This is a genomic window from Herbidospora cretacea, assembly GCF_001570605.1.
In the GTDB taxonomy this organism is placed as follows: Bacteria; Actinomycetota; Actinomycetes; order Streptosporangiales; family Streptosporangiaceae; genus Herbidospora; species Herbidospora cretacea.
In genome coordinates, this window is the sequence record NZ_BBXG01000001.1 from 427,593 (window position 1) to 441,135 (window position 13,543).

12 protein-coding genes are annotated in these 13,543 nt (G+C 73.2%); 7 read left to right on the forward strand and 5 right to left on the reverse strand.

The features are described 5' to 3' along the window. Nucleotides 1–89 precede the first annotated feature (89 nt). Together AW270_RS01145 and AW270_RS01150 are read left to right on the forward strand one after the other, a co-directional pair. The gene (locus AW270_RS01145) at nt 90–1,097 is read left to right on the forward strand and encodes a hypothetical protein (RefSeq protein WP_061289346.1); all 1,008 of its coding nucleotides are present in this window, start codon (nt 90–92) and stop codon (nt 1,095–1,097) included. Between the two features lie 225 nt (nt 1,098–1,322). Then, nucleotides 1,323–1,976 carry a hypothetical protein gene (locus AW270_RS01150; protein WP_061289350.1) on the forward strand — a complete coding sequence of 218 codons (654 nt, stop codon included), beginning with the start codon at nt 1,323–1,325 and terminating at the stop codon, nt 1,974–1,976. Here AW270_RS01150 and AW270_RS01155 read toward each other — a convergent pair. After that, nucleotides 1,906–3,039, reverse strand: a complete 1,134-nt coding sequence (locus AW270_RS01155; protein ID WP_061289353.1) for a sensor histidine kinase — start codon at nt 3,037–3,039, stop codon at nt 1,906–1,908. The genes AW270_RS01150 and AW270_RS01155 overlap by 71 nt on opposite strands. After that, complete coding sequence (locus tag AW270_RS01160) at nt 3,036–3,707, reverse strand: response regulator (RefSeq protein WP_245674519.1); 672 nt, start codon at nt 3,705–3,707, stop codon at nt 3,036–3,038. Before AW270_RS01160 ends, AW270_RS01155 begins: the two co-directional genes overlap by 4 nt. A gap of 152 nt (nt 3,708–3,859) precedes the next feature. Between AW270_RS01160 and AW270_RS01165 the strand changes: the two genes are divergently transcribed. The 3 genes from AW270_RS01165 to AW270_RS01175 all read left to right on the forward strand — a co-directional run bounded on the left by AW270_RS01165 (nt 3,860) and on the right by AW270_RS01175 (nt 7,954). Further along, nucleotides 3,860–6,013 (forward strand): terpene synthase family protein, encoded by a 2,154-nt coding sequence (locus AW270_RS01165; protein ID WP_061289356.1) that lies wholly within the window; start codon nt 3,860–3,862, stop codon nt 6,011–6,013. Nucleotides 6,014–6,128: 115 nt separating this feature from the next. Next, nucleotides 6,129–6,920 (forward strand): SAM-dependent methyltransferase, encoded by a 792-nt coding sequence (locus tag AW270_RS01170; RefSeq protein WP_061289359.1) that lies wholly within the window; start codon nt 6,129–6,131, stop codon nt 6,918–6,920. A gap of 71 nt (nt 6,921–6,991) precedes the next feature. After that, nucleotides 6,992–7,954 carry an adenylate/guanylate cyclase domain-containing protein gene (locus tag AW270_RS01175; protein WP_061289362.1) on the forward strand — a complete coding sequence of 321 codons (963 nt, stop codon included), beginning with the start codon at nt 6,992–6,994 and terminating at the stop codon, nt 7,952–7,954. A 74-nt stretch (nt 7,955–8,028) separates the two neighbouring features. Here AW270_RS01175 and AW270_RS01180 read toward each other — a convergent pair whose 3' ends face one another. Together AW270_RS01180 and AW270_RS01185 are read right to left on the reverse strand one after the other, a co-directional pair. Beyond that, nucleotides 8,029–8,334, reverse strand: coding sequence for a hypothetical protein (locus tag AW270_RS01180; RefSeq protein ID WP_061289364.1), 306 nt, complete (start codon nt 8,332–8,334; stop codon nt 8,029–8,031). 291 nt (nt 8,335–8,625) lie between these two features. Next, complete coding sequence (locus AW270_RS01185; protein ID WP_061289368.1) at nt 8,626–10,707, reverse strand: tetratricopeptide repeat protein; 2,082 nt, start codon at nt 10,705–10,707, stop codon at nt 8,626–8,628. 196 nt (nt 10,708–10,903) lie between these two features. On the opposite strand from AW270_RS01185, the gene AW270_RS01190 reads away from it, so the two are divergent. After that, complete coding sequence (locus tag AW270_RS01190) at nt 10,904–11,596, forward strand: TauD/TfdA family dioxygenase (RefSeq protein ID WP_082801207.1); 693 nt, start codon at nt 10,904–10,906, stop codon at nt 11,594–11,596. Next, nucleotides 11,593–12,558, forward strand: coding sequence for a hypothetical protein (locus AW270_RS01195; protein WP_157521600.1), 966 nt, complete (start codon nt 11,593–11,595; stop codon nt 12,556–12,558). Before AW270_RS01190 ends, AW270_RS01195 begins: the two co-directional genes overlap by 4 nt. Here AW270_RS01195 and AW270_RS01200 read toward each other — a convergent pair. Next, complete coding sequence (locus tag AW270_RS01200) at nt 12,503–13,537, reverse strand: macro domain-containing protein (protein ID WP_061289383.1); 1,035 nt, start codon at nt 13,535–13,537, stop codon at nt 12,503–12,505. The two genes, AW270_RS01195 and AW270_RS01200, sit on opposite strands and share 56 nt — an antisense overlap. Nucleotides 13,538–13,543: the final 6 nt, after the last annotated feature.

The window sequence follows — 13,543 nt, forward strand, 5'->3', positions numbered from 1 at the left end:
TCGAACGCTTCAAGGAGATACTGGCCCCGCCCCGCAACCCCCACGAGAGCCCGCAGCCGCCGCACGCCCGGCTGTTCCACCAGCGGGTCATGGAGATCCTCTGCCTGGCCGCCGAGGGCGACACCCGGCCCGGCCTCCTCGCCACCCCCACCCTGCCGGGCCACCTCGTCGACCCCGACACCCTGCTGACCCGGCTGGAGGCCCTCGGCGACCGCGAGCCCCTGCCCGCCGACCTGACCCAGGCGCTGCTGCGGCTGCCCCGCGACGCCGACGCCTCGGTCGCCGACCGCGCCGACAAGATCGGCGGCACCGCCGCACGCGCGGTCGCGGAGTGGATCCGGGGCGGCGGCCTCCCCGACCCGGTCATCGAGTGGACGATCCGCGTCCACCGCGACCACGGCTACACCGAGCGGGAGGCGGCCGTCACGATGGACCCCGGCGTCCGGCTGCCCGACTCGGTCGACGCCCTGGTCCGGCTGTCGCCCGGCGACGACTACGAACGCTGGATCCACCCCCGCGACGTCTGGCCCGGCGTGCTGCCCGGTCACCCCGAGGCGACCGCCGCCTACCTGCTCCGCTGGATCTTCGACTGGGCCGAGCAGACCGAACCGGCGGGCGAGGCGGTCATCCCGCTCGCCCTGAGCCCCGGCCCGGTCGGCCCCGTGGTCGCCGCGGCGGTCGTCGGCGCGATGGGTCACCAGCGCGCGGTCCAGCGCTCGGCCGCCGGCGAGGCCTTCCTGGCCCTGGCCGGCCGCCCCGACTACCCCGGCGCGGGCGTCGGCGACGCGATCCGGCGGCTGGTGACGGGCGAGGTGACCAAGCTCAACCGCATCACCGGGGTCCTGAGCCAGTCGGCCGACGCGGGGGCCCATGCGGCGGTGTGGGAGGCGCTGTCGGTGGCGCTCCCCGGCCTGCTCCCGGAGGAGGGGGCCAAACCGCGCTCCGGCCTGGGCGACCTGCTGGGCGTGGCGGTCAAGTCGGCCCGTGTCTGCGGCGCGAAGGGCAAGGTGCCCGGCCTCGCGGAACTGGCGGCCCGGAAGGGATCGAGCCGGGTGAACCTGGAGGCCAGGACCCTGCTCAAACTCCTCACCGAGTAGGCACGCGTGGGCAGATCGTCATGGTCTGCCCACAAACCGCTCTTTCCGTTACGGCTACCGCACCCTCCATGGCCATCCACGAAGCGGCCCAAGTCAGGCAGAACCCGTGAGGTGCTTCAGCGTCTCGGGGGACGTCGGTTCCGCGTCTCGGGGGATGTCCCGGCGAAGGTCGTCTCCCTAGCCTTCCCGCACGTCAAGTGCCGCTTCGTGGAAGGTAGCCCGTTCATGCTCCGTGATCCCGTCCGGTTCTTCCGGACCGTCGCCGGGACCAGTCTCCTGGTCGTCCCCGTCCTCTACCTCGCCGGGCTGGTCGTCGATCCCGCCCTGCGGACCGGGGTGGAGGTCGGGTCCTACGGGGCGCATCCCGGTCAGGTCTCGGTCAGCGCCTCGTTGCTGCACTGGTCGTGGGTGCTGCTCGTGCCGGGGCTGCTCGGGATGACGCACCTGGCCGCCAAGCGGGCGCCGGTGGCCGCCCACGTCACCGGCGCGGTCGCCGTCCTGGGGGTGATCAACTTCTCGGCGCTCATGCTGGGCGACTTCACCTACTCGCGGCTGGAGCGGGTGATGGAGCCGCAGGCCGGGTCCGACCTGGGCGATCTCATCGGGGCCGACCCCGGTGGCGTGTGGGGATTCCAGGTCCCCGGGTTCGCGGGGCTGCTGGGCGTGCTGCTGCTGGCGCTCGTGCTGGCGTACGGAAAGCAGGGGCCCTGGTGGGCGGGGCCGGCCATGCTGGCAGGGGCCCTGGGAGGGCCGGTCTTCCCCGTCGGGACGATCGTCTGCGGGGCGCTCTACCTGGCGGGGGCCGGGGTCATCGGGCTGCGGATGCTCCGGATGAGCGACGAGGACTGGGCCGCCGGGCCACTCGCGGCGGTCCGATGACCGGGAAGACCGCCACCACCCGGTAGCCCGTGGCGGAGCCGCTCGCGGTCAGCGTGCCGCCGTGCATGGTCACGCGTTCGCGCATGCCGATCAGGCCGTGGCCGGTGCCCGGTCCCGGGTCGCCGCCGGCGCCGTCGTCGGTGACGGACACGGTGAAGGCGCCCGGTTCGTAGGTCAGGGTCACGTCGGCCCGGGTGGCGTCCGCCGCGTGTTTGCGGACGTTCGTCAGGGCCTCCTGGACGATCCGGTAGACCGACAGGTCCACCCCCGAGGGCAGGTCGCGCGGCTCGCCGACCGTCGAGAGCGACACCTCCAACCCCGTGCCGCGGACCTGTTCGACCAGGTCGCCGAGGTGCCCGGCCGGGGCCGGCTCGCCCGGCTCGCGGAGCATGCCCAGCATCAGGCGCAGTTCCTCGATCGCCTCGCGCCCGGCCTTCTCCACCCCGTGCAGCAGGTCGGCCTCCCGGGGGTGGCCGGGGCCGAGCAGCCGTCTCACCCCGCCCGTGTGGAGCGTCATCAGGCTGACGTTGTGGGCCACCACGTCGTGCAGCTCCCTGGCGATCCGGGCGCGTTCCTCCGCCACGGCGCGTTCGCGTTCGAACTCCAGGCGGGCGGCGTGCTCGGCCATCCGGCGGGTCCTGTCGATCTGCCGCCGGAGCGCCACGCCCGTCAGGTAGGCGCCGCCGATGAAGATCGCCGAGATCAGCACCTCGGCGGGGTCGCTCCACTGCCGCGTGTTCAGGTGCGCCCAGGCCAGCAGCACCACCGCCACGCCGACCAGGCCCCTGCGGGCGCGCAGTTCGCACGCCCACCCGATCGTGTGGGCCAGGATCAGCGTCGAGTAGAAGTGCCAGGCCGGGTAGTAGGCGCCCCGCACCGCCACCACCCCCAGCGCGGTCAGCGCCAGCAGCCCCAGGACGGGGAACCGCGACCGGAAGAACACGATCACCCCCGCCGCCCCGGCCCCCAGGGCCAGCGGCACGGGACGGTCGATCTGCAGTGGGCGGCCGAACGTCTCCACCAGCCCCGCCACGACCACGGCCAGCGACAGCAGCCACCTCACGGCAGGTCTCCCGGCCGGACCAGGCCCGTCTCGTAGGAGAACACGACCGCCTGGACGCGGTCGCGCAGGCCCAGCTTGCGCAGCACCTGGGCGACGTGGCTGCGCACCGTCGCCTCTCCGAGGAAGAGCGCCCCGGCGATCTCGCGGTTCGAGCGGCCCCGGGCGAGGCCGTCGAGGATCTCCCGCTCACGGGTGGTCAGGGTGCCGAGCCCGGGCGGGGGCTCCGGCCGGGAGGCGGCGGCGAAGGCGGCGATCACGCGGAGGGTGACGGCGGGGTCGATGAGGCCGTCCCCGGCGGCGGCGGTCCTGATCGCCTCGGCGAGCTGTTCGGGCGGGGACGATTTCAGCAGGTAGCCGCTGACGCCCAGGCGCAGCGTGGTGTGCAGGTTCCGGTCGGTGTCGAAGGTCGTGAGGATCACGATGCGGGGCGGTCCGGGGTCGTCCAGGAGTTCGCGGGCGGCGTCCAGGCCCGACATGACGGGCATCGCGATGTCGAGCAGGAGGACGTCGGGACGGAGCGACCGGCTCAGGTCGACGGCCGCGCGGCCGTCGGCCGCCTCGCCGACCACGTCGACCCCGGGTTCGGTCTCCGCCATCAGGCGCAGGCCCGCGCGGATCATCGCCTGGTCGTCGGCGACGAGCACCCTGATCGGCGGCGGGGGAGTCACTGAGGGAGCGTACAGAACAGAACAAAGCCCGCTCCTCCGCCGCCAGGCGGAGGCCGGTTCATCGTGACGGGGGAGGGACTTGCGGTGATCCCACACAGGGTGCCAGTGTCGTCACCGCGAGTACCCGATCGCCCCCGAGGAGAGGACGCTCTTTGAAGGCCTTCACCATGCCCGACTTCTACGTGCCGTATCCCGCCCGGCTCAATCCCCACCTGGAACGTTCCCGAGCCCACACGATGGCGTGGGCGCGGGACATGGGCATGCTCGACGCCCCCAAACCTGGGGGCGGCGTCGTGTGGACCGCCGAGGAGCTCGACCGCATGGACTACGCGCTGATGTGCGCGTACACCCACCCCGACTGCGACGGCCCGGCCCTCGACCTGGTCACCGACTGGTACGTGTGGGTGTTCTTCTTCGACGACCACTTCCTGGAGCTGTTCAAGCACTCCCGCGACTTCGCCGGCGCGCAGGCCTACCTCGACCGGCTGGAGCTGTTCATGACCGACACCTCGCCGGAGCCGGAGAACCCGGCCGAGGCGGGGCTCGCGGACCTGTGGAGGCGCACGATCCCGCACATGTCGGGCGCCTGGCGCGAGCGGTTCGTGGTCTCCACCCACAACCTGATGGTCGAGTCGATGTGGGAGCTGGAGAACATCGACCGGGGCCGGGTGGCCAACCCGATCGAGTACGTCCAGATGCGCCGCCGCGTCGGCGGGGCCCCCTGGTCGGCCAACCTGGTCGAGTTCGCCGCCGGGGCCGAGGTGCCCGCCCACCTGGCCGCGACCCGGCCGCTCCAGGTGCTCGCCGACACCTTCTCCGACGCCGTCCACCTGCGCAACGACCTGTTCTCCTACCAGCGCGAGGTGGCCGAGGAGGGGGAGAACTCCAACGCTGTGCTGGTGCTGGAGCGGTTCCTCGGCATCCCGGCGCAGGAGGCCGCCGAACGCGTCAACGACCTGCTGACCTCCCGGCTCCAGCAGTTCGAGACGACCGCGCTGACCGAGGTCCCCGCCCTGCTGGCCGACCACGCGATCCCGCCCCACGAGCAGGCCGCCGTCGCCCTCTACGCCAAGGGCCTGCAGGACTGGCAGTCGGGCGGCCACGAGTGGCACATGCGGTCGAGCCGCTACATGAACGAGGGCATGGCCACCCAGCCCAAGGGCCTCGGCATGTCCACCCTCCGGATCGGTGCGGGCAAGCGCGTCCGGCAGCACTCCCACGTGCCGTTCGAACGGGTCGGGCCGCAGCCGGCGCCGGAGTTCCACCTGCCCTACCCGCTCCGGATGAGCCCCCACCTCGACGCGGCCCGGCGCTACTCGGTCGGCTGGGCCCGGGAGACGGGGTTCCTCGACGGGGTGGTCTGGGACGAGGCCCGCTTCAAGGGCATCGACCTGGCCCACTGCGCCTCGATGATCAACGCCGACGGCACACTGGAGGAGGTGTGCCTGGCCACCGACTGGCTGACCTGGGGCACCTACGGCGACGACTACTACCCGGTCGCCTTCGGCGCCACCCGGGACGTCGCGCGGGCCAAGGCGCTCAACGAGCGGCTCAAGGCGGTCATGCGTGACTCCCCGCCCGAGCCGGTCGAGCCGATGGAGCGGGGGCTGGCGGATCTGTGGCGGCGTACCGCCGGGAACCTGCCCGAACGGGCGCGGGACGGGTTCCGGACCGCGGTCGAGGAAATGATCGACAGCTGGGTGTGGGAGCTGGAGAACCAGGCCGCCAACCGGATCCCCGACCCCATCGACTACATCGAGATGCGCCGCCGGACCTTCGGCTCCGACATGACCGCCAGCCTGGCCCGGCTGGCGGCGGCCGAGGTCGTGCCCGCCGAGATCTACCAGACCCGCGTCATGCGGGAGCTGGAGACCGCGGCGCAGGACTACGCCTGCTTCACCAACGACCTGTTCTCCTACCAGAAGGAGATCGAGTTCGAGGGCGAGCTCCACAACATGGTCCTGGTCGTGGAGAACTTCCTCGACGTCGACCGGGTCACCGCGCGGGCGATCGTGGCCGACCTGATGAACGAGCGGATGCGCCAGTTCGAGCACATCCTGGCCAACGGCCTCCCGGCCCTGCTCGCCCGGGTCGGCGATCCGGGGGTCGGCCGGGTGCTGGAGCGCCACGCCGCCATGCTCAAGGACTGGATGGCCGGGATCATGGAGTGGCACCGCCGCTGCGTCCGCTACCAGGAGCCCGAGCTGCTCCGGCTGCGGGCCGAGTCGCTCGCGCCGCTGCCCCGGCTGTCGCTGCTGCCCTCGGGCCTGGGCACGTCGGCGGTGCGCCTGCGGGCCGCCCGTTAGGCCATTTTTCCCCCGGTGAGCGGAGTTCGTGACCTGATCACGGGCTCCGCTTCGCCGGGCCGAAAGGGCCCGGAGGATAGGTTTGGTGGAGAGGGTGTTCGAATGAGGGAGAGAGATGGCCGGAACACCACGGCAGCGCCTCGACACCTCCATACCCCATCCGGCGCGGGTCTGGGACTTCTGGCTCGGCGGCAGCGACAACTTCCCCGCCGACCGTGAGGTCGGCGACCGGATCACCGCCGTCTGCCCCGAACTGCCGATCATCGCGGTGGCCGAACGCCAGTTCATCGCCCGGGTGGTCACCCTGCTGGCCGGGGACTGCGGCGTCGGCCAGTTCCTCGACATCGGCACCGGCATCCCCACCACGGGCAACACCCATCTGGTGGCCCAGAAGGTCAACCCGGCCGCCCGCATCGTGTACGTCGACAACGACCCCATCGTGCTGGTGCACGCCCGCACGCTGCTCGAAAGCACCCCCGAAGGCGCCACCGACTATCTCGACGCCGACCTGCGCAACCCCGAGCCGATCCTCCAGGCCGCCTCCGACATCCTCGACTTCGCCCGGCCGATCGGGCTGTTGCTGATGGGGGTGATCGACTTCGTCGTCGACGACACCCTCGCGTTCGACGCGGTGGACGCCCTGGTCACCGCCCTGGCCCCGGGCAGCTACCTGGCGCTGGCCAGCAGCACGCCGAGCGAGGCGATGGACCGGGCGGCCGACGTCTGGCACGCCCACGGCGGGGCGCCGATCGTGCTGCGGCATCCGGCGCTGCTGGCCCGCTTCTTCGACGGGCTGGAGCTGCTCGACCCCGGCGTGGTGACGCTGCCGAAGTGGCGTCCTGACGCGGCGACCGACTACATCGACCGCGAGGTCTGTCAGTACGGCGGCATGGCCCGCAAACCCTGAACATTTGACTAAATAGCCGGATAAAGTGGCTGGTGGTAAGAGTTTTCCCCCACTGACGGGCGCAGTTCCGCATGACGATTGACGACCCGCGGGTCGACGGGCTGACAGAGGCGTTCCTCCGCCAGCAGCGTCGCTATACCAGCCATCAGGTCGCGCACATGGCGGGCGTACCGTTCCACCGGGCCCGCCGCTTCTGGCGTGCCCTGGGCTTCGCCAACGTGGCCGACGACGCGATCGAGTTCACCGACGCCGACGTCGAGGCTCTGCGGACCCTCATGGGCCTGCTCGCCGACGGCACCTACGACGACGAGCACATCATGCTGATGGCCCGCTCCCTGGGCCGGGCCTCGGCCCGCCTGGCGGAGTCGCAGGCCGAGCTCGGCGCCGAGACCCTCGACCTCGCCGGGGTCCCGCTCGCCCGGCGCAGCGTCGCCTGGCAGCGCCGCGCCGACCGGGTCGTCCCCGACCTGGAACGCCTTCTCGTGTACGCCTGGCGCCGCCACCTCGCCGCCTCGGCCGGCCGCATCGTCGACCAGGAGACGGCGTCGGCCCGGATGGCCGTCGGCTTCGCCGACCTGGTGGGATTCACCCGGCTGAGCCGGCAGATCTCTGAGACCGAGCTGGCCCGCCTGGTCGAGCGGTTCGAGAGCCGGTCGGCCGACATCGTGGCCTCGTCCGGCGGGCGCATGATCAAGACGCTGGGCGACTCGGTCCTGTGGGTCAGCGACTCGGCCGCCCGCGCCGCCGACATCGCGCTCTCGCTGATCCAGGCGCACGCCCGCGTCCGGGAGATGCCCGAGCTGCGGGTGGGGCTGGCGATCGGGCCGGTGATCGGCCGGATGGGCGACGTCTTCGGCACCACGGTCAACCTGGCGTCCCGGCTGACCTCGCTGGCGCCCGCCGGGGGAGTCCTGGCCGATCCCGCGATAGCGGAGGAACTGGAGGACCACCCCCGGTTCGCGCTGCGGGCGGAGGTGCTCCAGGTCGTCCGGGGCGTGGGCCAGTTGGTGCCTTACGTGGTGACGAGGGTCTGAGGCAGCCTGGAGCCGCCCCGGTCGGATGCGTGCCGGGACGGCTCCAGTGGTCTTCTGTAGTCGCCTCGGGTCCGCTACCTCGCGGGAGCGTGGACCCGGGAGTTGCCCGACGTGCGGGAGCCCATCTCCATGTCGGAGTCCATCTTCCGCATCTCGTCGTCGGTCATGTGGGTCTCCTCGACGCGGAGCGCCACGCCCATCGCCATGAGCGTGGGCGCCCACTGGCCGATGAAGATCCCCCACCGGTCGGCCCGGTCGATGCCGGCGGGCTCGATCTGCTTGGAGAGGACCCACGAGCAGAAGGACAGTCCCACCGACGCCATGGCGGCGGTGTACATGTGGGACGACCTGAGGCCCATACGGTGCAGCTTCTTGATCACTGTGTACCCCCTTCGGTTCGGGATGGGCGTGCCCGCTCCAAAGACCCCAAATTCGGGACATATCCCGATATGGGGGAGAACTTTACGGCTCGATCAAGGCCGATTCGCCGGTGTGGACGGCGGGCACGACCGGCGCGCCACGACGGCGGCGATGCCGCCGATGAGCCTGCCGTGACCAGGATCGGCAGTATTTCGGACGTCTATGGGTGTTTTGATCCGAATCGGGATGACCGCCTCGGCGTGAGGGCCCGCCTTTGGTCAGCTCAAGGGAGATGACTTTAGCTGACTCAACTAGAAGTTCTCCCAGAGCTGGTCCTCCGGCGTGCGGGCCGGCGGGGTGCCCGCGCGCGCCGCCAGCGACATCGCCTCGGCCAGCAGCGGATGGCCGTCACCCAGGGCGGGCTTCCCGTGGGCGAGGACCCGGCGGTCGAGAAGCGGGGCGAGCAGATCGCCCACCTCGGCGGCCCGGTCGGAGCGGACGCGCTGCAGCGCGAGGCCCAGCCGGGCGCCCAGCACCGTTGGGTGGGTGGGGTCGAGCCGGTCGTCGCCCATCGCCAGCACCGCCCGCCAGGCCTCCTCGGCGGCGGCCTCCCGGCCGAGGGCGGCGCAGGCGCGGGCGCGGAGGAGAAGGGTCTCGGCCCGGTCGGGGGCGGACTCCTCTTCGGTGAGGCCGTCGAGGACGCGGGCGGCCGTCGCCGGGTCGCCCACGGTCAGCCGGGCCTCGGCCAGCGCGCGCAGCACGGCGCGGCTCTGCGGGAGCTCCGCCAGGTCGTTGATCGCCGTCAGGGCCTCGCCGGAGGCGGTCAGGCCGAGCGACCGCACCAGCACGGCCTCCTCGTGGAGGCGGGGGGAGACCCGCTCGGCGAACCACGTCGTGGTCACCGTGGCCTCGTCGAGCAGCCGGACCGCCTGCGCGGGGAACCCGGCGTGGAGCTCGATCTCGGCCAGGCGCACCAGGTCGTACTGGGGCCAGTAGCCCTCGCCCGGCAGGTAGAGCGCCCGCAGGCGCATCGCCTCGGTCAGGTGGTGGCGGGCCTGGGCCGGATGGGCGGCGGCCAGCAGCGACTCGGCCAGGGTGACCCGGGCCGAGGCGGTGTTGACGTTGTCGGACCCGAGACGCTCCTCCCGGTCGGCCAGCGTGGCCTCGGCCAGGGTCACGCCCTCGACGACCCGGCCCGCCCTGACGGTCGCGCGGGCCAGCGCCTGGCGCGTCAGGGTGTGACGCCGCCACTCGGGGCCCGCGCCCGCCTTCGGCACGCCGTTGCCGCGCCGGCCGGCCACGTCGGCCAGCAGCCGGCGGCCCTGCTCGGGACGGCCCTCGTCGACGAGGAGCTCGGCCAGGTTGTGCTCGGCGCGGGCGATCAGCGACGCCGGGTCGGCCGAGTCGGGCAGCTTCTCCGCGAGCCGCCTGGACTCCTCGAAGCACGCCCGCGCCCCGGCCGTGTCGCCCAGCCGCAGCAGCGCCAGCCCCCGCCGCGATGTCACGTCGCACAGCGTCAGGCCGTCGGCGGGGGAGGTGTTCAGCAGCGGCGCGAGCTCGGCGCCGACCTCGGCCGCGCGGGCCAGCAGCGGGCTGCTGTCGAGCAGCACCTGGAACACCACGACCAGCGCGTTGGCCCGGGACCGGCCGTTGGGGCCGATCTTCTCGACCAGTTCGGCCGTGCGCTCGGCGGCGTGGAGGCGGTCGGCCCACTCGCCGGTCAGCGGGATCAGGTCGCGGGCCAGCCAGTAGGCGGCCAGGCCCTCGGCCTGGCGGTCGGCCGGGGCGTCGGTGTCGTCGGACATGGCGCGGAAGGCCAGCTCGGAGAGGCGCTCCGCGCTCTCCTTCGCCCAGTTCCCGGGCGGCACCGCGACCGCGCGGGCGGCCTGGTCGAGGCGGGGGGCGAGATATTCGGCGTACGCCGTCACCCGGCCCTCCCAGCCCGCCGCGGCGGCCGAGCCGTAGGTGCCGGTGAGCCAGACGGGGGGAGTCTGGGCCGCCGAGGGGCGTTTCTCCGAGGTCGAGATGTCGCCGATGCCCAGCCTGACCTGGGCCAGCAGGAAGCGCTCGACCTGGTGGAAGCGGGCGATCCGGCGCAGCGCGGCGGCCACCGACTCGGCCGCGCCGAGCATCGAGGTGACCGGCCCGGCGGCGCTCTCGCCGCTCGTGAACTCGTCGAAGGCGTGTTTCGCGGCGAGCGCGACCAGGACGCGGCGGCTGCGGACCTCGTTGTAGAGCCACACGGCCGAGCGGCCGGTGTCCTTCTCGCCGCCCCGGGGCAGGCGGACCCGTTCGGCGACGTCCTCCGCGCGGACCTGGTGATAGTCGCTGTGCCGGAAGGCGGCGGCGGAGGCCGCGGCGATCGCGGCAAGCCTTCGCTCCTGGGCTAGCACCGCTTGGTTCCCCCTATATGAGCTCATTACTCGTGAATATATCTCACTAAGGTTGGGCGAACCTTAGTGAGATGAGCTGACTCTCGCAAGGGTCGACCCGTAAACGCCCCGGTCCTGCCCACGGCATGACCGGCCTCCGCACCAAGGATGCCGCTTCCCTGGAGGAACCACTCACCGGCGGACCAGGAGGCGTCCCATGCGGGCAACCGAAATGACCGAGGCGGCCGACGTCCTGGCCAGGCGGGGTTGGGTGGTCGTGCGGGGCCCCTGGGACGTGCCCACCCACGCCCAGGCGCTCCGCTTCGCGGGCCGCTTCGGCCTGCCCTCCTCACGCGACGGCGGCCGGCCGGTCTGGGAGGTCAGGCCGCGCCCACTCGGCGGCACCTTCTCCCAGCGCAGTGGTCCCGTCCCGCTGCACACCGACGCGCAGTACCACCCGGACCCGGAGGACCTGGTCTGCCTGTTCGCGGTCCGCCCGGCCGCCGACGGCGGCCACTCCCTGGTGCTCCCGGCCGACGAGGCCCTGACGGAGTTACGCCGCCGCCCCGACGGCGTCCGGTCGGAAGCGGCCCTGCGCCGCCCGGTCTGGTCGTGGTCGACCCCGGCCGTCTTCGCGGCGGGCCGGCGGGCCCCCTCCACGGCGGAGGCGTCCCCGCCAGTCCCGGTGCTCGCCGGAGGCGCCGTGCGGTGGCGGCCGGACAACCTCGTTCAGGTCCGCGAGGCCGCCGCCACGGCGTTCACCGAGACGCTGGCGGCGGCCCGGCCCGCCGAGGTGCGGCTGACGCCCGGTGACGTCCTGCTGGTCGACAACCGGCGCGTCCTGCACGGCCGGACCTCCTTCACCGACCCCCGGCGGCTCATGTTCCGCGTCCGGTTGTGGTCGCGGTGACGCTGACGGTGACGCTGACAAGGAGCGAGTCGGGCATGTGGGCGTGGGCGGCGGGCCGGGCCCTGGCCGCCGGGGACGTGCCGGCCTCGGGGGCGGAGCAGGCCGCGTGGACCGTGCGCAGCTGGGCGGAGATCGCCCTCGGGTGCGCGCTGCTGGGCCCGGCGGCCTTCGACGGGCTGGACACGGTCGTGCTGGCCACCCGCATCTGGCGCGGCGGTCCGGCCGCCGACCGGCTGCGCGCCCTGCGCGCCCGGGCCGGGCCGGTCCCGCGCGGCTACCCCTCGCCGGAGGACCCCGGGCACGTGGAGGGCCCGGGGGAGGACACCCGGGATGCCTGCCGGCGGCTCGCCGCCTGGTGCGCCACCATCCCGGACGGCCCCGCCGGCCCGGTCCGGCCGGTGCGCGACCACCTCCGCTGGGGCGAACGCCACCGCCCGCACGCCACCCGCGAGGTCGTGATCGTCGACGGGTCCCGGTTCACCGGGCTGGCCTGGCGGACCTGGATGCGGCTGCCGGGCGAGCGCGGCCCGGTCACCGTCCTGGTCGACCACACCCACCGGGCGCCGGAGATCCGCCGCCGGGTCTGGCGGGGCGTCCACGACGGCGCGCACCTCGACCATCTCGCGGCCTGTGACGACGAGATCGAGTTCGGGCGCGGATTACTGGCGGCCGAAACCTACGCGATGGCCGTCGAGTTGGTCGCCCTGGCGGAGACCCGCGACGCGGCGGTCCGCCGCGTCCTCAGGCACGGCGTCCTGGAGAGGATCGACCGGATCTCCGCCCACCCGGAGCTCCGGAGCCTGCCCACGCTGGCCTCGGCCTACGTCACGGGGGCGCTCAGCCTGCTGGAGGGCGGCGCCGAGGGCGTACCGGAGAAACTGCGGGAACCCCTGCGGGCGCGCTGGGTCAGGGCGAGAGCTGGCGCAGCACGATGTCCGCCTTCTCCGGTTCCGGCACGCTGAGGTGCACCTCCCAGCCCCGGCTGCGCGCCAGGTTCTCGCAGATCGCCGACCACAGCCAGTGCAGCCCGGCCCGCACCGCCAGCCGCCCCGCCCCGGTCCCGAGCAGCGGGAAACAGATCGTCTTCAGCCGGTAGGCCATCCGCTCCTCCTCCGCCAGCGCGAACACCCGGTGGACGGCCAGCATGATGGTCGACGGCGTGACGTCCTGGTGGCCGGTTCCCGGCCGGGGCACCGCCACGGCGGCGTGGTAGACCCGGCGGACCCCGTTGAACGCCAGCGACCCAGGCCCGGTCGGCGCGACCGTGCCGGGGGCGACGGTCAGCCCGGGGCGGTGGTGCGCGGCCATCCACTCGTGCAACTCCCGCTGGACCGTGTCGTCGAGCAGTTCCCCGGCGGGCCCGCGCCGCGACCCGGCCTTCCTGATCGCGCCCGACACGCTGGGCGAGAACCCCCGCGCCATCTCCAGGTAGACGTTCTCCGAGTTGACCAGCACGTCGACCCCGGAGATCAGCTCGATCGGCCGGACCTGGAGGATCGCCCGCCCGCCGTCCGACTCCAGCGGGATCCGCGCCCCGACGGCGACCCGGGGGGCCCCGGCCTCGCCGCCCTCCCCGCACAGCGCGATGATCTGGTCGGCGACCTGGGCCAGCAGCATGCGCTCCTGGTTCTTCCTGAACCGCTCGACGCTGAGCCGGTAGACGTCGGCGGCCCGCTTGCGCCGCGCGGCGGCCGTCCAGTCACGGGTCCCCCGCACCAGCCCGAACGTGTACGCGGCGGCCGAGCCGAGGGTGCCCTCACCGAGCCGGTCGACGGCGTCCCGCAGGACCTTCTCGACGGCGGCGACGTGGCCGGTCGCGGGATGACACCGGGCGGCGGCCAGGCGCAGGTGGGGGAGGTCGAGGTGGCGTAACCGGATCAGGCCGCGCTCGCGCAGGGCGAGCAGGTCGCGGAGAAGCTCCTCGTGCTCCGGTGCGTCCATGACCCC